Here is a 19,029-nt window from a genome sequence, read left to right as displayed (position 1 = left end):
TCAGGAAGCACCCTCCTCCACGCCGTTCCAGAACCGGGGCACTATCCCGGTCAGGAAGTCCTCGCCCCGCTCCTTGGCGTCCTCCGTCGTGGTCGTGTTGCCCCAGGCCAGGGTGGCCGTCATCTGGCCCTGGTAGTCCTCGTGCAACCCCCGCAGGACGTTCTCGACCACCCGTTTGTCCAGGGGGACCACCTTGGTCACCGGGCGGACATAGCCCTGCCAGCGGGTGGTGACCGCGCTGCGCAGCAGTTCGGCCAGTTTCTCCTCGCGGCCGGTGACGGTGATGAAGTCCGGCAGGGAGAGCCTGAGCAGGTCGGCGAGGGCGGCGGACTGGCGTTCCGTGCCCTGCCACTGCTCGTCCTCCTCCATGGCCAGGTAGACGAGGAGTTCGAGACCCACGGCCATCGCCACGTCCTCGGGTGCCAGCCCGCGGGCGACGCGATGCTCGCGCAGGGTCCGCGGCCGGCCGATCAGTTCGCCCGGGGAGCACCACAACACGCCCGAGAGCGCGGTGAGTTCGGGACTGCTGGGGATCAGTGCCCCGCGCTCCCAGGCGAGGATGAGATCGGGGCTGGCGTACGGCAGCCCGTACGAGGCCCGCAGATGGTGGGCCACGTGCTCGGGGCCCATACCGAGAGCGGCACGGAGTCTGCGGGCGGCGGGGGCGTTGAAGGGGGGACCTGGCTGGTTCGGCAGAGCTGGGGGTCGGCGCACAGCGCACAAACTAAGGGCACGCGAGGGCACTGACTACGGTCTGTTCGGCCAGGAACACGGATTGTGGGAACGTACGGATTCGACCGTACGGCCGAACTGTGCGTCCCTTGACGGCACCGCCGCACTCCTTGGCGACCCCGCCTCACCCCTTGACGGCGCCGCCCAGCGCGAACCCGCCGCCCAGCCGGCGCGCCACCAGGACGTACAGCAGGATCACCGGCGTCGAGTAGATGACGGAGAACGCGGCGAGCTGGCCGTAGGCGACCATGCCACGGTTGCCGAAGAAGTCGTTGATGCTGACCGAGGCGGGCATCTGGTCCGGCGAGAGCAGCAGCATGAAGGGGACGAAGAAGTTGCCCCACATCATCACGAAGGCGAAGACGGTGACGACGGCGAGCCCCGGCCCCATCAGCGGCAGCACGATCCGGACCAGCGACTGGAACGAACTGGCGCCGTCAGTCCAGGCGGCCTCCTCCAGCTCCTTCGGTACGCCGTCCATGAAGTTCTTCATCAGCCAGATGGCGAAGGGGAGCTGGGAGGCGGCGAAGAACAGGATGGTGCCCTGCAGGGTGTCGATGAGGTTGATCCGTACGAACAGCGCGTACACCGGCACCATGATCGCGGTGATTGGCAGGCTGGTCGCGAAGAGGATGGAGAGCAGGAACGGCCGGTTGAGCCGGGAGCGGTAGCGGGAGAGCGGGTAGGCGGCGAGGGCGGCGCAGACGACGGTGAGCGCGGTGGCGCCGCCGCAGAGGATCAGGCTGTTGAGGAGTGGGGTGTAGGTGATGTCGGGGGTGAGGATCGCGTCGAAGTTGGCGAAGGTGAACCCGTCCGGGATCCTCACCCGGAGATCGGCGTGCGGATCGACGGCGGAGAGCAGCACCCAGGCGAGCGGCAGCACGAAGGCGGCGGCCACGACGAGAAGTCCGAGGTCGGCGGCGAGGCGGCGGGAGCGCCGGCGATTGCGAGGCATCTGTCTTGTTCACACCTCCGTACGCAACAGCCGCATATAGACGACCGAGAAGAGCGAGCCGACCAGGAGAAGGAGCAGGGCGACCGCCGTCCCGTACCCGATCATGCTGTTCTGGAAGGCCTGTTCGTACATGAAGAGGGGCAGGGTCTGGCTCTTGTCGCCGGGCCCGCCCCGGGTCATCACCCAGATCAGCCCGAAGACGGAGAGCGTCTGAAGGGTGTTGAGCATCAGGTTCGTCCCGATGGACCGGCGGATCATCGGCAGCGTGATGTGCCACATCCGGCGCCAGCCCCCGGCGCCGTCGACCTCCGCCGACTCCTCGATCTCGTTGGGTATCTCGTCGAGGGCGGCGGAGTAGACGAGCATCGAGAAGGCGGTGCCCCGCCACACGTTGGCGAACGACACGGCCAGGATCGGCAGTGTGAACAGCCAGTTCTGGGACGGGAGATGGAGGAAGTCGAGGATGGCGTTGAGGGTGCCCTCCCGCCGGAAGAAGGCGTACAGCAGAAACCCGGCGACGACCTCCGGCAGCACCCACGCCGTGATCACGATCCCGCCGGTGAGCGTCCGCACCGGCTTCGACGCCCGCCGCATCAGTGCGGCGAGCGCCAGCCCCAGCGTGTTCTGCCCGACGAGCGCGGACAGCACGGTGAAGACGAGGGTCAGCCAGACGGCGTTCAGGAAGGCGTCGTCCCCGAACGCCGTACGGAAGTTGGCGAAACCGACGAAGGAGGAGTGCGCCTGGCCGGTGAGCTGGAGGTCGGTGAAGGCGATGTAGGCGCAGTAGACGATGGGCCCGCCGAGGAAGAGGAGGATCAGGACCAGGGCGGGGGTGAGCGGGAGAGTGCGGGCGATGCGACGGGTGATCACCGGGTGACCACTTGGTTGTCGGTGACGTCCTTGAGCGTCGAGTCGTAGGTACTCGCCGCCTTGTCGACCGACGCGTCACCGGTGGTCACGCTCTCCATGGCCTCCTGGATGGCGGTGGAGACCTTCGGATAGGCCGTGTAGGCGGGCCGGTAGTGCGTACTGGCGACGAGATCGGTGAAGAACTTGATGCCGGGCTGGGCGGACGTGTACGACGGGTCACTCGCGACGTCCTTCCGCACCGAGATCCCCGAGTTGGCGATGTACCACTTCTCCGCGTTCGCCTTGGTCTGCATGGTCTTGATGAAGTCGAAGGCGAGGTCGGGGTTGCCTGCCTTGGCGGGGACGGCCCAGGTCCAGCCGCCGGACATGCTCACCTTGCCGGGCGCCTGGCCGTGCTGGGTCGGCATGTAGGCGAGACCGAGCTGCCTGGACCAGTCGGACCACTCGTGACCGCTGCCCTTGAGCCAGTTCTGCGGAAGCCAGGACCCGTCGAGGTTGATGCCCAGCTTGCCCTGGGGCATGAGTCCACCCCAGACGGTGTTCCGGTAGTTGGGGTCCAGAGCGTCGGAGACGTCCGGCCCCAGCTTGTCCTTGTACACGGTCTCGACGAAGGACAACGCGTCCTTGAACCCCTGACTCCCGGCGATCCACTTCTTGCTCGTCTTGTCGTAGAGCGGGTCACCGGCCCCGTCGTCGGTGCCGTACAGCAGCATCTCGAAGCCCTGCATGCTGGCGGTCTCACCGGCGGCCTTGCCGGTGTAGACGTTGAGGGGCGTGACGCCGGGTACCTTGGCCTTGATGGTCCGGGCGGCGGCGAGCACGTCGTCCCAGCTCTTGGGCTGCCAGTCGGTGGGCAGCCCGGCCTTCTTGAACACCCGCTTGTCGAACCAGAGGCCGCGGGTGTCGGTGCCGTCCGGGACGCCGTACGTCTTCCCGTCCTCTCCTCTGGCCGCCGACTTCGCGGTGTCGATGAACTGCCCCCAGTCCTTCCACTTGGCGAGGTAGGAGTCCAGGGGCTTCAGATACCCGCTGGTGATGTCGGAGTTGATGAGGAAGGTGTCCTCGTAGACGAGGTCGGGAGCGGTTCGCGGGGACCTCAGCATCTGCTGGAGCTTGGTGTAGTAGTCCGCGTCCGAGGCCTTGATGGGAACGAGCTCCACCTTCTTCCCCGGGTACTCCTTCTCGAACTGCTTCTTGATGTCCGCGAGATATGTGTCCGTCACCTTGATGGAGTTGTCCATGGACTGCTTGAAGGAGACCTTCACGGTGTCGGGACTGCTCCCGGATCCGCTGCTGCACGCGGTGAGCGAAGCGGCGGAGGTGACAAGAGCGAGGGCAACGATGCTGACGGCGGTGGGGCGCACGGGCACGACCTCCTCGGGGCGCACTGCGCTGTGGCCTGGGGGTTCGTCTCTCTTGCCGTGTGAAGGTAAGTGGAGTGGTCTAGTCAGGTCAATGAGTGTGCGGGGGTTTGCTGGGGGAGGGAGGAGGCGAGGATCCCCCCATGCCGAACAGCTGCTCGCCGAAGCCGCCCAAGCCCTCACCTGGGCCGCCCGACTCGCCCCCCTACCGCCCCCGCCCCCACCGATAAACCAACTCCGGTCTCCCCACCTGCCCGTACAACGGGCTCCGCCCGGCCCGCCCCGCCTCCACCAGGTGTTCCAGATACCGTCGCGCCGTGATCCGGGAAATCCCCACGCTCTCCGCCAGCGCCGCCGCGGTCAGTCCCTCCTCCGCCTCCCGCAACGCGACCGTCACCCGCTCCAGCGTCGGTGCGCTCAACCCCTTCGGGAGCGCCGCGGGCGACGGCGCCCGAAGCGTGGCCAGTGCCCGGTCCACCTCGTCCTGGCCGCTCGCCTCGCCCGCCGCCGCACGGAACTCCGCGTACCGGGTCAGCCGGTCCCGGAGCGTCGCGAAGGTGAACGGCTTCAGCACGTACTGCACGACCCCCAGCGAGACCCCCTCCCGCACCACCGTCAGATCCCGTGCCGACGTCACTGCTATGACGTCCGCCTGATGTCCCGCCGCCCGCAGCGACCGCGCGAACTGCAAGCCGTGCACGTCCGGCAGGTGCAGGTCCAGCAGGAGCAGATCCACCGCCGTACGGTCCAGGACGCGCCGCGCCTCCGCCCCGCTGTGCGCCTTCCCCACCGCCACGAACCCCGGCACCCGCCCCACGTACATCACATGCGCGTCCGCGGCCACCGGATCGTCCTCGACCACCAGCACTCTGATCGGTTCCCCGGCCATCACACCTCGCCCCCCACCACAGACGCCCGCAAGGGCAACCGCACCTCGAACACCGCCCCGCCCTCCGGCGCCTCCGTCACGGTCAGAGTGCCCTCGAGCCGTACGACCGCCTGTCGGACGAGCGCCAGACCGAGCCCCCGCCCGCCCGGCCCCGCCGGCTTCGTCGTGAAGCCGCGCTGGAAGACCAGTTCCGCATGTGCGGGGTCCACCCCGGCCCCCGTGTCCGCCACCCTCATCACCAGCTCGGCATCGTGATCGTCCGCGTACGCGGTCACCGTCACCCGCGCCCGGACCGTCCCCTGGGCCGCGTCCACCGCGTTGTCGATCAGGTTGCCGAGGATGGTGACCAGATCGCGCGCCGACAGGCTCTCCGGTAGCAAACCGTCATCCAGCCGGCTCTCGTCCGAGACCACCAGCTCGACACCCCGCTCGTTCGCCTGGGCCGTCTTGCCCAGCAGCAGTGCGGCAAGGACCGGTTCGCTGACCGCCGCGACCACCTGGTCGGTCAGCGCCTGCGCCAGCTCCAGTTCCGCCGTCGCGAAGTCCACCGCCTCCTCCGCCCGGCCCAGCTCGATCAGGGAGACGACGGTGTGGAGGCGGTTCGCCGCCTCGTGCGCCTGGGAGCGCAGCGCCTGCGTGAAGCCCCGCTCCGAGTCCAACTCGCCCGTAAGGGCCTGTAGTTCGGTGACGTCCCGGAGGGTGACCACCGTGCCGCGGCGCTCGCCGCCCGACACCGGCGAGGTGTTCAGCACCAGCACCCGGTCCGCCGTCAGATGCACCTCGTCCACCCGGGGCTCCGAGGCCAGCAGCGCGCCCGTCAGCGGCGCCGGCAGGCCCAGCTCGGCCACCGAGCGGCCCACGACCTCCCCCTCCGGGCCCACCCCCAGCAGTTCCCGGCCCCCGTCGTTGATCAGCGCCACCCGGAACTGGCCGTCCAGCATCAGCAGGCCCTCGCGGACCGCGTGCAGCGCCGCCTGGTGGTAGTCGTGCATCCGGCTCAGCTCCGAGGCGTTCATGCCGTGCGTGTGACGTCGTAGCCGCGCGTTGATCACGTACGTGCCGATCGCGCCCAGCGCCAGCGCGCCCGCCGCCACCCCCAGCAGCGCCGTCACCTGCTCCTGGACCCGCTGGCTGATCGCCTCGACCTTGATGCCGGCGCTCACCAGACCGATCACCCGGCCGTTGTCCAGGATCGGTGTCACCGTGCGCACCGACGGGCCGAGGGTGCCCTTGTACGTCTCGCTGTAGGTGTGGCCGTGCTGGGCCGCCTCGATATGGCCCAGGTAGTGCCTGCCGATCTCGTTCTTGTCGGGGTGGGTCCAGCGGATGCCGTCCGGGGTCATGATCGTGATGAAGTCGACCTCGGTGTCATGCGTGACCTGGAGGGCGTACGGCTGCAAGAGGGTGCTCGGATCGGACGTGTGGATCGCCGTACGGACCGAGGGGGCGTCGGCGACCGACCGTGCCACCGCCGCTGCCTGCCGGGTCGCCGCCTCCTCCGCCTGGTGGCGGTCGCTGACGTAGGTGAAGAGCGCGTATCCGGCGACCAGCACCGCTATCAGCACCGCCTGCATGGCGAACAGCTGGCCGGCCAGGCTGCGGGGGCGGGAGACGGTCGGGAAGCGCATGTCAGCAGTGTGCCTCTCGGGTTAACGATGAACTAAATGAACGGAAGGGTGACCGGCCTCACAGACCAGGAGATAGTCACGGCAACCCCCATATCCCCCGGACGTGAGCCGCACGCCGGTGATGCCGACGAAGACGTCAAGGAGGGCAGCCGTGGCCGCCGCAAGCACCCCCAGTACGGCACCTGCCGCACCCGCCGTGAAGCGGGACCGTACCCATTACCTGTACATCGCCGTGATCGTCGCGGTCGCGCTGGGCATCGCCGTGGGCCTCATCTGGCCCGACGCCGGAGTCGAGCTCAAGCCGCTGGGCACCGGCTTCGTCAACCTGATCAAGATGATGATCTCGCCGATCATCTTCTGCACGATCGTGCTCGGGATCGGGTCCGTTCGGAAGGCCGCCAAGGTCGGGGCCGTGGGCGGTATCGCGCTCGGCTACTTCCTGGTGATGTCGCTGGTCGCGCTCACCATCGGGCTGGTCGTCGGCAACATCCTGCACCCCGGTGACGGGCTGCACATCACCAACGCGCTCAAGGCCTCCGGACACGCCCAGGTGGACTCCGAGGCGCTCGGCGGCGTCGACTTCGTGCTGTCGATCATTCCGACCACCTTCGTCTCCGCCTTCACCGAGGGCCAGGTGCTGCAGACGCTGCTGATCGCGCTGCTCGCCGGGTTCGCGTTGCAGGCCATGGGATCGGCCGGGCAGCCGGTGCTGCGGGGCATCGAGCACATCCAGCGGCTCGTCTTCCGCATCCTGGGCATGATCATGTGGGCCGCGCCGATCGGTGCGTTCGGTGCCATCGCGGCCGTCGTCGGGTCCGCCGGGCTCGACGCGCTCAAGAGCCTCGCCGTGCTGATGCTCGGCTTCTACATCACCTGTGTGCTGTTCGTGTTCGTGGTGCTGGGCGCGATGCTCCGGGCCATCGCCGGGCTGAACATCTTCTCCCTCTTCAAATACCTCGCCCGCGAGTTCCTGCTGATCCTGTCCACCTCCTCCTCCGAGTCCGCACTGCCGCGGCTCATCGCGAAGATGGAGCACCTGGGGGTCAGCAAGCCGGTCGTCGGCATCACCGTTCCGACGGGGTACTCCTTCAACCTCGACGGCACGATGATCTACATGACCATGGCGTCGCTGTACATCGCCGACGCCCTCGGTACGCCGATGTCGATCGGTGAGCAGATCCCACTGCTGCTCTTCCTGCTGCTGGCCTCGAAGGGCGCGGCGGGCGTCAGCGGCGCCGGTCTGGCCACGCTGGCCGGCGGTCTGCAGTCGCACAAGCCCGCGCTGGTGGACGGCGTCGGCCTGATCGTCGGCATCGACCGGTTCATGAGCGAGGCCCGCGCGCTGACGAACTTCGCGGGCAACGCGGTCGCCACGGTGCTGATCGGCACCTGGACCAAGGAGATCGACAAGGGCCGCGTGCGGCGGGTGCTCGCCGGTGAGCTGCCGTTCGACGAGAAGACGCTGCTGGACGAGGGGGAGCCGACGGTGCCCGAGCTGCCCGAGCAGCGGGAGGAGCTGGCGAAGGCCTAGGCGACTGCCGGGTTGCCGTGCATGCGCGGCCGCCGGTCATGGGTGGCTGGTCGCGCCCACGCGGCGGAGCCGCACATCGACACGGCCCCGCGCCCCTCACGGGGCGCTGCCCCCGGTGTCCGTAAAGCCGCCGGATGTCAAAGCCGCCGGATGTCCGGCTCGGCCTGAACCCGGGCCGGCCGTCCGGTCATCGCCCTCCGGGCGGCTGAGAACTCCTCCTCTTCGCTCAGCCGCCCGGGGCAGGCCCAAAGGGACTACTCGCTCAACTCGGCCACCAGCTCCGTGGCCCTGGAGGCGGGCACGCCCGCCGCCGTCAGTGCGCTGACCGCGGCCGAGCGGCCCGCCTCCTTCGCGTCCAGCAGCCCGTCGTTCACCGCCTCCATCACCGCGAACAGCAGCTGCTCGTGGACGTACGCGAGCGCCGGCGCCGGCAGCGGTGAGCTGAAGTCGCCCTCGTCGAGGCCGCGTTGCAGCATCTCCACCTTCTTCTCGCGCAGGGGCGCCAGACGGTCGCGGATGCCCTGCATGGTGACCGTGCGCTGGGCGAGGCCGACCAGCAGCCGGTAGCGGTCGGCGATCTCCCAGATGGCCAGCACCGAGCGGGCCACCGACTCCGCCGGGTCCGCCGTCTCCCGGCGGGCCCCCGCGTCGGCGGCGGCCAGCGCCTCCACCGCGCCGTCGACCAGCGTGCCGATCAGCGCCTCACGGCTCGGGAAATGGCCGTACACGGTCCGTCGTACGACCCCTGCCGCGCGTGCGATCTGGTCCATCGAGGCGTCGGGGTCGCGCAGCAGCTCGGCGAGGGCGACGTCGAGGATGCGGCGCCGGTTCACGTCGGCGCGGGAGGTGTTACCCGTGGTCATGGCTGCCATTGTGCCTGCCCGCGGCCTGGCTCACCGTCCCTGCGCAAGGGCTTCACCTCCTTCATTTGCACAGTGGTGTGCATATCCCTTACATTGCACATGGTTGTGCAATTGCACTCCGCTGTGCAAGTCAACTCGTGCGCATCAGACCGCATCGGACGCGAGGAAGGCGATCCCTGCCATGCGACTCGTCATGAAGGAACCGGTCGAGACGATGGAGCGGCCGTATCCGCGCCGCTGGTGGGCACTGCTCGTGCTCTGCCTGAGCCTGCTGATCATCGTGATGGCCAACACCGCCCTCACGGTGGCCGCGCCGGACATGACCACCGACCTGGGGCTCAGCAGCGCCGACCTGCAGTGGGTCATCGACGGCTACACCGTCCCGTACGCCGCCCTGATGCTGCTGCTCGGCGCGATCGGCGACAAGTACAGCCGCCGTGGAGCGCTCATCCTCGGCCTGGTCGTGTTCGGGGGCGGGGCCGTCTTCGGATATCTCGCCGACAGCGCTACGACCGTGATCGCGGCCCGTGCCGTGATGGGCACCGGCGCCGCGCTGATCATGCCCGCCACCCTCTCCCTGCTCGCCGCGACCTTCCCGCGCCATGAGCGGGCGAAGGCCATCACCCTGTGGACCGCCACCGCCGGGCTCGCCATCGCCGCCGGGCCGGTGGTCGCCGGCGCCCTGCTGCGCGACCACGGCTGGTCCTCGACCTTCCTCATCAACGTGCCGATCGCGGCCGTCGCGATCGCCGGCGCCCTCGTCCTCGTACCGCCGTCCAGGGCCGGTCACCACGACCGGATCGACTACGTCGGCGGGCTGCTCTCCGTGGTCTGGGTCGGCTCGCTGGTCTACATGATCATCGAAGGGCCGCACTTCGGCTGGGGCGTCAAGGCGGTCACCGCGGCCGTGGTCGCGGGCGCCGGTCTCGTCGCCTTCGTCCTGTGGGAGCTGCGCCACCCGCACCCGGTCCTGGACGTCCGCCGGTTCGCCCAGCGCCGTTTCGCCGGGTCCAACCTCGCCGTCGCCCTGTTCTTCCTGGCCGTGTTCGGCGCCTTCTACTACCTGACCCAGCACCTCCAGTTCGTCCTCGGCTACGACGCCCTCGGCACCGGCGTGCGGATGCTCCCGCTGGCCGGCGCGGTCTTCGCCGGCTCGGCCCTGACCGGCTGGCTCACCCCGCGCGTCGGCATGAAGTGGACGGTGACGGCCGGAATGGTCGGCGGTACCACCGCCCTGGCCCTGCTGACCCGGGTGGACGCCTCCTCCGCGTACGGCGACTTCGTCGCGCCCCTGATCATCCTCGGCCTGGCCATCGGCCTCGCGCTCTCGCCCTGCACGGACGCGATCATGGGAGCCTTCCCGGAGTCCGAACTGGGCGTCGGCGGCGCCGTCAACGACACCTCGCTGGAGCTCGGCGGCTCCCTCGGCATCGCCATCCTCGGCTCGCTGCTCGCCACCTCGTACGGCAACCACCTCACGGCCGCCACCAGCGGCAGCAAGCTGCCCGCGAGCGCCCTCGCCACCGCACAGGACTCGGTCGGCGCCGGCTACGCGGTCGCCCAGGGCATCGGCGAGAAGGCCCGGCAGACGGCCGCCAGGGCCGCGCAGGCCACCGACCCGCAGCAGGCGGCCCAGTTGAAGGCGCAGGCACAGCAGCTGGCACAGGGCGCCCGGCAGATGACGGACGCCGTCGGCTCCTCCTTCGCCGACGCCGTGGCCCACACCAGCCTGGTCGGCGCGGTGATCCTGGGCATCGGGACCGTGCTCGTGGCGGCGCTGCTCCCGGGGCGCAAGAATGCGGAAGCGGAGGCTCCGGCAGAGGAGCGGGAGCCGGCGGACAGCGGCGCGCGCTGACCCCTCACCGCCACTTGTCAGCCGTATCCACTAACGTGCCGCTCCGGACCAACCCGAAACGGCACGTCGGCACTGGCAGGGAGGCACGGGGGATGAAGATCGACTGGGATCGGCGGCACTGCGCGCGCAAGGGGCATGTGACCTATGCCCCGGACGACCCGCGGCTGCGGGGGCGGCTGCACGCCCAGACCGCGGTCGGCGACGCGTGGCGCTGTCTGCGCTGCGGCGACTTCGCGCTCGGTGAGCCGCACGGCTCGGGACCGGCGGAGGACGCCCCGCTGGTGCCGCGGGGGAAGGTGCTGCGGGATCTGTTCATCCTGCGCTTCCTGGCGGTCGAGCGGGCCGTGCGCGGGGTTTTCATCGTGCTGGTCGCGGTAGCGGTGTGGAAGTTCAGCAACAGCCAGGACGCGGTGCGCCGGCTCTTCAACGAGTACCTGGACACCTTCCGGCCGGTCTTCAAGCACTTCCACTACGACCTCGACCATTCACCGGTCGTCGGCTCCATACAGAAGGCCTTCGGCTACAAGCACTCCACACTGCTGCTGGTGGCCGCGCTGCTGCTGACGTACGCGCTGATCGAACTCGTCGAGGCGGTCGGACTCTGGTACGCCAAGCGGTGGGCGGAGTATCTGACGGTGGTCGCCACCGCCGCCTTCCTGCCGCTGGAGATCTACGAACTCACCGAGAAGGTCAGCTATCTGAAGATCGCCACTCTGGTGCTGAACATCATCGCGGTGCTCTACATCGCCCTCGCCAAGCGGCTGTTCGGGCTGCGCGGCGGGCGCCGGGCCTTCGATGAGGAGCGGCACAGCGCCTCCCTGATGGAGGTCGAGGAGTCCGCGGGGGTGCAGCCGAGCTTGTCTTGACGTCGGCGTCAAGTCCTACCGTCGTGGACATGCGAATCGGCGAGCTGGCCGCACGGGCCGGGACCACCACGCGCACCCTGCGGTACTACGAGGCGCGCGGGCTGCTGCCCGCGCGGCGTTCCGGGAACGGCCACCGGACATACGACGAGAGCGATCTGAAGCTGCTCACGCAGATCCGGACCCTCCAGGACTTCGGGTTCGAGCTGGAGGAGACCCGGCCGTTCGTGGAGTGTCTGCGGGCCGGCCATCCGGAGGGCGACACCTGTCCGGCGTCGCTCGCGGTCTACCGGCGCAAGCTGGCGGAGCTGGACTCGCTCATCGGCGAGTTGCAGGCCGTGCGGGCCGAGGTCGGGGCCCAGCTGGTGCGGGCGGAGCGGACGCGGGACGAGCTGGCCGCCGAGGCGCGGGTTCCGGGTGGTCCGGAACCGGTGTGCGAGCTGGGAGGGGATGTCGAATGACCAAGGCGGCGGGTGTGGCCGAGGTGACGGACGCGGACTTCGCGGCGGAGGTGATCGGGGCTCAGGGGGCGGTGCTGGTGGAGTTCACCGCCGACTGGTGCCCGCCGTGCCGGCAGATGGCGCCGGTGCTCACGGCCCTCGCGGCGGAGGAGGGCGAGCGGCTGAAGGTGGTCCAGCTGGACGTGGACCACAACCCGGAGACGACGAACGCCTACAGGGTGCTGTCGATGCCGACGTTCATGGTGTTCCGGGACGGTGAGCCGGTGAAGTCGATGGTGGGCGCCCGGCCCAAGCGGCGGCTCATCGAGGAGCTGTCCGACGTGCTCTGAGCCCACCCCGTACACAAGAAATCCCCCGAGCAATTGCACTCGGGGGATTTCTTTGCGTATATTCAAGAGTTCGTGACTTCAAGTCGATACGAAATCGGCCCGGTCGCGAAGAAGTTCAGTGGGCACAGTGTATCCGGGCGGGAGCGGAATTGTCAAACACCGAATTTCCGGACGATGAATTGCGGCACGAGCAGGAATTCATCGACGGACTGTACGCACGGGTGGACGCGCTGCGCGGCGCCACCGAGGACTCGGTCGCGGACGCCCTCGCGCTCGGCGACAAGCCGATGCAGGCCCGTCTGGAACGGGACATCCTGGTCGCCGAGCGCGCCGGGCTGCTCGCCGCGCTGAACGCCGTGGACGGCTCCCTCTGCTTCGGCCGGATCGACCTGACCTCCGGTACGAAGCACCACATCGGGCGGATCGGACTGCGCCGGGACGACGCCGAGCGCACCCCGTTCCTCATCGACTGGCGTGCCGAGGTCGCCCGCCCCTTCTACCTGGCCACCGGCCACACCCCGATGGGCCTGCGCCGCCGCCGGCACATCGCAACCGACGGCCGCAGGGTCGCCGCTCTGCACGACGAGATCCTCGACCTCGGCGACCAGGAGCGCACCGGCCACGAAGACCCCTCCGGCGACGCGGTGCTGCTCGCCGCCCTCAACTCGGCCCGCACCGGCCGGATGAACGACATCGTGCAGACCATCCAGGCCGAGCAGGACGAGATCATCCGGGCGCCGCACCGCGGGATCCTGGTCGTCGAGGGCGGACCGGGGACGGGCAAGACCGCCGTCGCACTGCACCGGGCCGCCTATCTCCTCTACGAACACCGCGAACTGCTCGCCAAGCGGGCCGTGCTCATCGTCGGCCCCAACCCCGCCTTCCTCGGCTACATCGGCGAGGTGCTGCCCTCGCTCGGCGAGACGGGCGTGCTGCTGGCCACGGTCGGCGAGCTGTACCCCGGGGTGAAGGCCACGGCGGCCGACACCCCCGAGGCGGCCGCCGTGAAGGGCCGCGCCGACATGGCCGACGTGCTCGCCGCCGCCGTACGCGACCGGGAGGCGCTGCCCGACCCGGTGCTCACCATCGAGCACGACCGCGAGGTGCTGATGCTCGACGACGGCCTGGTGAACGTGGCCCGCGAGCGCACCCGGGCCGCCGGGCTCCCGCACAACGTAGCCCGCGAGCACTTCGAGGGCCACATCCTGAACACGCTCACCGAGCTGTACGCCGAGCGGGTGGGCACCGACCCCTTCGACGGCAGCAGCCTGCTGGACGCCTCCGACATCACCCAGATCCGCGACGAACTCGCCGAGAACCCCGAGGTCTGGTCCGCCGTCGACCAGCTGTGGCCGCGGCTGACCCCGCAGCGCCTGGTCGCCGACTTCCTCGCCGCCCCCGAGGGGTATCTCGGCGCCGAGGACGCGGCCGCCATCCGCCGCCCCGTCACCCGGTTCTGGACGGTCTCGGACGTCCCCCTCCTCGACGAGGCGGCCGAACTGCTGGGCGTCGACGAGCGCGTCGCCCGGGCCCGCGCCGAGCGCGAGCGCGAGACCCAGATCGCCTACGCACAGGGCGTCCTCGACGTCTCCTACGCCTCCCGGACCTACGAGTTCGACGACAAGGAGGACAGCGACCCCGATGCCTCGGAGGTCCTGTCCGCGCACCACATCATCGACGCCGAACGCTTCGCCGAGCGCCAGGAGGAGGAGGACTTCCGCAGCGCGGCCGAACGCGCGGCCGAAGACCGCACCTGGGCCTTCGGGCACATCATCGTCGACGAGGCGCAGGAACTGTCGCCGATGGCCTGGCGGCTGCTGATGCGGCGCAGCCCCACCCGCTCCATGACCCTGGTCGGCGACCCGGCCCAGACCGCGGAGGCGGCGGGCGTGGGCTCCTGGTCGAAGATCCTCGAACCGTATGTCGAGGACCGCTGGGACCACACCCGCCTCGGCGTCAACTACCGCACCCCGTCCGAGATCATGGACCTCGCCGCGGCCGTGGTCCGCGCCGGGAACCCGGCCTTCGAGCCCCCGAGCTCGGTCCGCTCGACGGGCGTACGGCCATGGATCCGGCAGGCGTACGACGACCTCCCCGGCGCCGTGGAGAAGGCGGTGGCCGAACTCGCCCCCGCCGAAGGCCGCCTGGCGGTGATCGCCCCACGCGACCTCCACCGCGCCCTCGCCACGCGCCTCGACGGCGTCACGGCCGGCGCCGAACCCGACCTGACGCAGACGGTCGTCCTTCTCGACCCGCGCCAGGCCAAGGGCCTGGAGTTCGACTCGGTCCTGGTGGTGGAACCGGGCCGGTACGGCACCAGCGACCTGTACGTGGCCCTGACCCGCGCCACCCAGCGGCTGGGGGTGCTGCACACCGGCCCCCTGCCGAAGGGACTCACCGACCTGGATTCATGAGGGGCCGCCCGAGGTGGCGGAACCTACGCCGGCCGCAGCCACACCGTGGCCAGCGGGGGCAGGGTCAGCCGGATGCTCGCCGGGCGGCCGTGGGAGGACTGGTGCTCCGGCTTGACCGGGTCGGGGTTGGTGATGCCGCTGCCGCCGTAGTCCGCCGCGTCCGTGTTGAGGGTCTCGTGCCAGGCGGGGATCTCGTCGGGGACGCCCAGGCGGTAGTCGTGGCGGACCACGGGGGCAAGGTTGGAGACCGCGAGGAGCGGGGTGCCGTCGGCGTCGTACCTGAGGAACGCGAAGACGTTGTCCTCGGCCGCGTCGCCCGCGATCCACTGGAAGCCGGCGGGGGAGGTGTCCCGCTGCCAGAGGGCCGGGGTGGCGCGGTAGACGGTGTTGAGGTCGCGGACCAGGTCGCGGATGCCACGGTGGTCGGCCTCGGCGCCGTACTCCGGGTCGAGCAGCCACCAATCCGGGCCGTGCGCCTCCGACCACTCAGCGCCCTGGGCGAACTCCTGGCCCATGAAGAGGAGCTGCTTGCCCGGGTGGGCCCACATGAAGCCCAGATAGCCGCGGAGGTTGGCGCGCTGCTGCCACCAGTCGCCGGGCATCTTGGAGACCAGCGAGCGCTTGCCGTGCACGACCTCGTCGTGGGAGATGGGCAGGACGTAGTTCTCGCTGTACGCGTACACCATCGAGAACGTCATCTCGTGGTGGTGGTACTTGCGGTGTACCGGCTCGTGGGACATGTACTCCAGCGAGTCGTGCATCCAGCCCATGTTCCACTTCAGGCCGAAGCCGAGACCGCCGGTGTCGGTGGGGCGCGTCACGCCCTCCCAGGCCGTCGACTCCTCGGCGATGGTCACCACGCCCGGCACCCGGCGGTAGACCGTCGCGTTCATCTCCTGGAGGAACGCCACCGCGTCCAGGTTCTCCCGGCCGCCGTGCTCGTTCGGCGTCCACTGGCCAGGCTCGCGCGAATAGTCCAGGTAGAGCATCGAGGCGACCGCGTCGACCCGCAGCCCGTCGATGTGGAACTCCTCGCACCAGTACAGGGCGTTCGCCACCAGGAAGTTGCGCACCTCCCGCCGGCCGAAGTCGAACTCCAGGGTGCCCCAGTCGGGGTGGGCGGCCCGCAGCGGGTCCGAGTGCTCGTACAGCGGCCGCCCGTCGAACTCCGCCAGCGCCCAGTCGTCCCGCGGGAAGTGCGCCGGCACCCAGTCCATCAGCACCCCGATGCCGGCCCGGTGCAGGGCGTCGACCAGGTACTTGAAGTCGTCGGGGGTGCCGAGCCGGGCCGTCGGCGCGTAGAAGCCGGTGACCTGGTAGCCCCAGGAGCCGCCGAAGGGGTGCTCGGCGACCGGCATCAGCTCGACATGGGTGAAGCCCAGGTCACTGACGTAGCGCGGGAGTTGCTCGGCCAGTTCGCGGTAGGTCAGGCCGGGGCGCCAGGACGGCAGGTGCACCTCGTAGACCGAGAAGGGGGCCTCGTGCACCGGCGTGTCGGCCCGGTGGGTCATCCACTCCTCGTCGGTCCACTCGTGGCGGGACGCGTGCACGATCGACGACGTGCTGGGCGGGACCTCGGTACGACGGGCCAGCGGGTCGGCGCGCAGGGTGCGGGAGCCGTCAGGCCGGGTGATGTCGAACTTGTACAGCTCGCCCGCGCCGACGCCCGGCACGAACAGCTCCCAGATCCCTGAGGAGCCCAGCGAGCGCATCGGGTACCCGGCGCCGTCCCAGAAGTTGAAACCGCCGGCCAGCCGCACGCCCCGCGCGTTCGGCGCCCACACAGAGAAACGGGTGCCGGACACACCCTGGTGGGTCATGGGGTGCGCGCCGAGCGCCTCCCACAGCCGCTCGTGCCGGCCCTCGCCGAGCAGATGCAGGTCCAGCTCGCCCAGGGTGGGCATGAAGCGGTAGGCGTCCTCGGTCTCCTGGACCGTCCCGTCGTACTCCACCAGCAGCCGGTAGACCGGCACGTCGGACAGGGGGAGCAGGACGGAGAAGAAGCCGTCGCCGTCGTCGTGCAGTTCGGTCCGCAGATCCCGGCCGGCGACGACCGTCACCGCGCGGGCGTACGGGCGGAACACCCGGACGGCGACCCCGCCGTCCGGGACCGGATGCGCGCCCAGGACGGAGTGCGGGTCGTGGTGCGTGCCGTGCAGCAGCCGCGCACGGTCGTCGGCGGCTACGGATACGGACTTCTTGGAGGTCACGGACGGGTCTCCCGGGGATCAGGTCGAGTCGGAGGTGGCGAGGCGGTGTACGGCCGACAGGGGCACGGGAAGCCAGTCGGGGCGGTGCCGGGCCTCGTAGACGACCTCGTAGACGGCCTTGTCGGTCTCGTAGGCCCGCAGCAGCACGGGGTCGGTGCGGGGGTCGGTGCCGGTGATCTCGGCGTATCCGGCGCAGTAGGCCGACCGGCACAGCCGCGCCCAGTCGCGGGCCGGCGGGGTCGTCGAGTGGGCCGCGTAGTCGAAGGAGCGCAGCATGCCGGCGATGTCCCGCACCGGCGGCTGCGGCATCCGGCGCTCGGCCAGCGGGCGGGCCGGCTCCCCCTCGAAGTCGATCAGCGACCACTCCCCGGACGGTGAGCGCAGGCACTGTCCCAGATGCAGGTCGCCGTGCACCCGCTGGGCGGTCCAGGTGCGGCCCTCGGCGGCCAGGCCGGCCAGCGCCTCGTAGGCCGAGCGCAGCCCGTCCTCGTACGGCCGCAGCGCCGGTACCGCCTGGGCGGCCGCCTCCAGCCGCTCGGTCATGCCCGCGACCATCGACTCCAGCTGGCTGTGTCCGAGGGTGACGGTCGGCAGCGCCCGGGCCAGCGCGGTGTGCACCTCGGCGGTGGCCCGCCCCAGCGCCCGCGCGTCCGCCGCGAAGTCCTCGCCCTTGGCCAGCTCCCGCAGGGCCAGTTCCCAGCCGTCGGTCGCGCCGCGTACGAAGGGCTGCAGGACGGCCAGGACGTACGACTCCCCGGCCAGCTCCGCCCGCAGCCACGCCGTCGGCGCGGGAACCCGGGCGCAGCCCTCGCGGGCCAGGGCCAGGGGTATCTCCAGGTCGGGGTTGACGCCGGGCACGACGCGTCGCAGCAACTTCAGAATGAACGTATCTCCGTAGACGACCGAGGAATTGGACTGCTCGGCGGTCAGCAGCCGGGCCACCAGCCCGTCGCGTATCTCCTGGCCGGGGTCGTTTTCGAAGAACAGCCCGCCGATGCGGGCCTGGGTGCGCAGGGCCTCCAGGACCACCTCGGCGGGCCGGGGGTCGTACAGGGCGTCGTACACCGTGCGTCCGGCCAGCGGGCCGTCGGGCAGGTGTCCGATCAGCGCGGGCGCCAGCCGGGGCGGCAGCGCCTCGCGCACGCCTATGAGGAGCTGGTAGCAGTCGCCGGCCTCGGCGGGGGCGGGTGGCTGCTCGGCACGGACCAGCAGATGGTGCAGGCCCAGCCTGCCGTCCGAGGGCAGGAGTTCCGTCTCGGCCACCGTGGCGAAGCCGGTGACCGGGCGACCCTTGCCGGCGAACCAGCGCTGCCGGGGCAGCCATTCGCGCAGGAGAGGGTCGAGCGAGGTGAGAAGAGGGGGCGTCGTGGAGGGGGTGACCGTGTCCGCCATCGCGGTACGTCCTTTCCCCGGTCGTCGGGGGCGTCAGTATTGCGTGCCCCGGGCGGGCCGGAGGAAACCGCCGCCGCCCGGGGTGGACTATGCCGGGTTCCGGTTACCCGTCCGCGCGCAGACGGAACCAGTAGAAGCCGTGCCCCGCCAGGGTCAGCAGGTACGGCAGCTCGCCGACGGCCGGGAACCGCACCCCGCCGAACAGCTCCACCGGATGCCGCCCGTTGAACTGCCTGAGGTCCAGCTCGGTGGGCTGGGCGAAGCGGGAGAAGTTGTGCACGCACAGGACCAGGTCGTCCTCGTACTCCCGCAGGAACGCGATCACCGCCGGGTTCGACGACTGGAGTTCGGTGTAGGACCCCAGTCCGAAGGCAGGATTCTGCTTTCGGATCTCGATCATCCGGCGCGTCCAGTGGAGCAGCGAGGACGGCGAGGACATCGACGCCTCGACGTTGGTGACCTGGTAGCCGTAGACCGGGTCCATGATGGTCGGCAGATACAGGCGGCCCGGGTCGCAGGAGGAGAAGCCCGCGTTGCGGTCCGGCGTCCACTGCATGGGGGTGCGGACCGCGTCGCGGTCACCGAGCCAGATGTTGTCGCCCATGCCGATCTCGTCACCGTAGTAGAGGATCGGCGAGCCGGGGAGCGAGAGCAGCAGGGCGGTGAACAGCTCGAT

The 19,029-nt window shown here is 70.2% G+C and carries 16 protein-coding genes; 6 read left to right on the top strand and 10 right to left on the bottom strand.

All coding sequences use genetic code 11. The features are described 5' to 3' along the window. The 6 genes from ABTY98_RS32525 to ABTY98_RS32500 form a co-directional block, all read right to left on the bottom strand. Complete coding sequence (locus ABTY98_RS32525) at positions 1 to 714, bottom strand: XRE family transcriptional regulator (RefSeq protein WP_352224651.1); 714 nt, start codon at positions 712 to 714, stop codon at positions 1 to 3. 142 nt (positions 715 to 856) lie between these two features. Further along, positions 857 to 1,687, bottom strand: coding sequence for a carbohydrate ABC transporter permease (locus tag ABTY98_RS32520; protein ID WP_352224650.1), 831 nt, complete (start codon positions 1,685 to 1,687; stop codon positions 857 to 859). A gap of 9 nt (positions 1,688 to 1,696) precedes the next feature. Further along, positions 1,697 to 2,557 carry a carbohydrate ABC transporter permease gene (locus tag ABTY98_RS32515; protein ID WP_352224649.1) on the bottom strand — a complete coding sequence of 287 codons (861 nt, stop codon included), beginning with the start codon at positions 2,555 to 2,557 and terminating at the stop codon, positions 1,697 to 1,699. After that, positions 2,554 to 3,921, bottom strand: coding sequence for an extracellular solute-binding protein (locus ABTY98_RS32510; RefSeq protein ID WP_352224648.1), 1,368 nt, complete (start codon positions 3,919 to 3,921; stop codon positions 2,554 to 2,556). The genes ABTY98_RS32515 and ABTY98_RS32510 overlap by 4 nt, the downstream gene beginning before the upstream one ends. Positions 3,922 to 4,123: 202 nt before the next feature. After that, positions 4,124 to 4,807, bottom strand: coding sequence for a response regulator (locus ABTY98_RS32505; protein ID WP_352224647.1), 684 nt, complete (start codon positions 4,805 to 4,807; stop codon positions 4,124 to 4,126). Further along, positions 4,807 to 6,435: a sensor histidine kinase gene (locus ABTY98_RS32500; RefSeq protein WP_352224646.1), complete on the bottom strand. Its 1,629-nt coding sequence runs from the start codon at positions 6,433 to 6,435 to the stop codon at positions 4,807 to 4,809. The genes ABTY98_RS32505 and ABTY98_RS32500 overlap by 1 nt, the downstream gene beginning before the upstream one ends. Positions 6,436 to 6,556: 121 nt before the next feature. Here ABTY98_RS32500 and ABTY98_RS32495 point away from each other — a divergent pair, with 121 nt between their 5' ends. Then, on the top strand, positions 6,557 to 7,966 hold the full coding sequence (locus tag ABTY98_RS32495) for a cation:dicarboxylate symporter family transporter (protein WP_352224722.1): 1,410 nt from the start codon (positions 6,557 to 6,559) through the stop codon (positions 7,964 to 7,966). Between the two features lie 254 nt (positions 7,967 to 8,220). Here ABTY98_RS32495 and ABTY98_RS32490 read toward each other — a convergent pair whose 3' ends face one another. Then, complete coding sequence (locus tag ABTY98_RS32490) at positions 8,221 to 8,838, bottom strand: TetR/AcrR family transcriptional regulator (RefSeq protein WP_352224645.1); 618 nt, start codon at positions 8,836 to 8,838, stop codon at positions 8,221 to 8,223. Between the two features lie 172 nt (positions 8,839 to 9,010). Between ABTY98_RS32490 and ABTY98_RS32485 the strand changes: the two genes are divergently transcribed. The 5 genes from ABTY98_RS32485 (at position 9,011) to ABTY98_RS32465 (ending at position 14,751) form a co-directional block, all read left to right on the top strand. Beyond that, the gene (locus ABTY98_RS32485) at positions 9,011 to 10,684 is read left to right on the top strand and encodes an MFS transporter (protein WP_352224644.1); all 1,674 of its coding nucleotides are present in this window, start codon (positions 9,011 to 9,013) and stop codon (positions 10,682 to 10,684) included. Between the two features lie 92 nt (positions 10,685 to 10,776). After that, positions 10,777 to 11,550, top strand: a complete 774-nt coding sequence (locus tag ABTY98_RS32480) for a DUF2127 domain-containing protein (protein WP_352224643.1) — start codon at positions 10,777 to 10,779, stop codon at positions 11,548 to 11,550. 29 nt (positions 11,551 to 11,579) lie between these two features. Beyond that, on the top strand, positions 11,580 to 12,008 hold the full coding sequence (locus ABTY98_RS32475) for a MerR family transcriptional regulator (RefSeq protein WP_352224642.1): 429 nt from the start codon (positions 11,580 to 11,582) through the stop codon (positions 12,006 to 12,008). Beyond that, the gene (locus tag ABTY98_RS32470) at positions 12,005 to 12,337 is read left to right on the top strand and encodes a thioredoxin family protein (RefSeq protein ID WP_352224641.1); all 333 of its coding nucleotides are present in this window, start codon (positions 12,005 to 12,007) and stop codon (positions 12,335 to 12,337) included. The genes ABTY98_RS32475 and ABTY98_RS32470 overlap by 4 nt, the downstream gene beginning before the upstream one ends. A gap of 149 nt (positions 12,338 to 12,486) precedes the next feature. After that, entirely contained in the window at positions 12,487 to 14,751 is a 2,265-nt protein-coding gene (locus tag ABTY98_RS32465; protein WP_352224640.1) for a HelD family protein, read from the top strand. Between the two features lie 23 nt (positions 14,752 to 14,774). Here the strand turns inward: ABTY98_RS32465 and glgB are convergent, their stop codons facing one another. The 3 genes from glgB to ABTY98_RS32450 all read right to left on the bottom strand — a co-directional run. Then, positions 14,775 to 16,961, bottom strand: coding sequence for a 1,4-alpha-glucan branching enzyme (gene glgB / locus ABTY98_RS32460; protein WP_352224639.1), 2,187 nt, complete (start codon positions 16,959 to 16,961; stop codon positions 14,775 to 14,777). Positions 16,962 to 16,979: 18 nt separating this feature from the next. Then, positions 16,980 to 18,353 (bottom strand): maltokinase N-terminal cap-like domain-containing protein, encoded by a 1,374-nt coding sequence (locus ABTY98_RS32455; RefSeq protein ID WP_352224638.1) that lies wholly within the window; start codon positions 18,351 to 18,353, stop codon positions 16,980 to 16,982. A 103-nt stretch (positions 18,354 to 18,456) separates the two neighbouring features. Then, a partial coding sequence (locus tag ABTY98_RS32450; RefSeq protein ID WP_352224637.1) for an alpha-glucosidase C-terminal domain-containing protein occupies positions 18,457 to 19,029 on the bottom strand: 573 nt, incomplete at its 5' end.

Source organism: Streptomyces sp. NPDC096040 (assembly GCF_040303265.1).
In the GTDB taxonomy this organism is placed as follows: domain Bacteria; phylum Actinomycetota; class Actinomycetes; order Streptomycetales; family Streptomycetaceae; genus Streptomyces.
The sequence above is the reverse complement of the archived record's forward strand: the minus strand, read 5'-3'. Positions and strand labels throughout refer to the sequence as shown.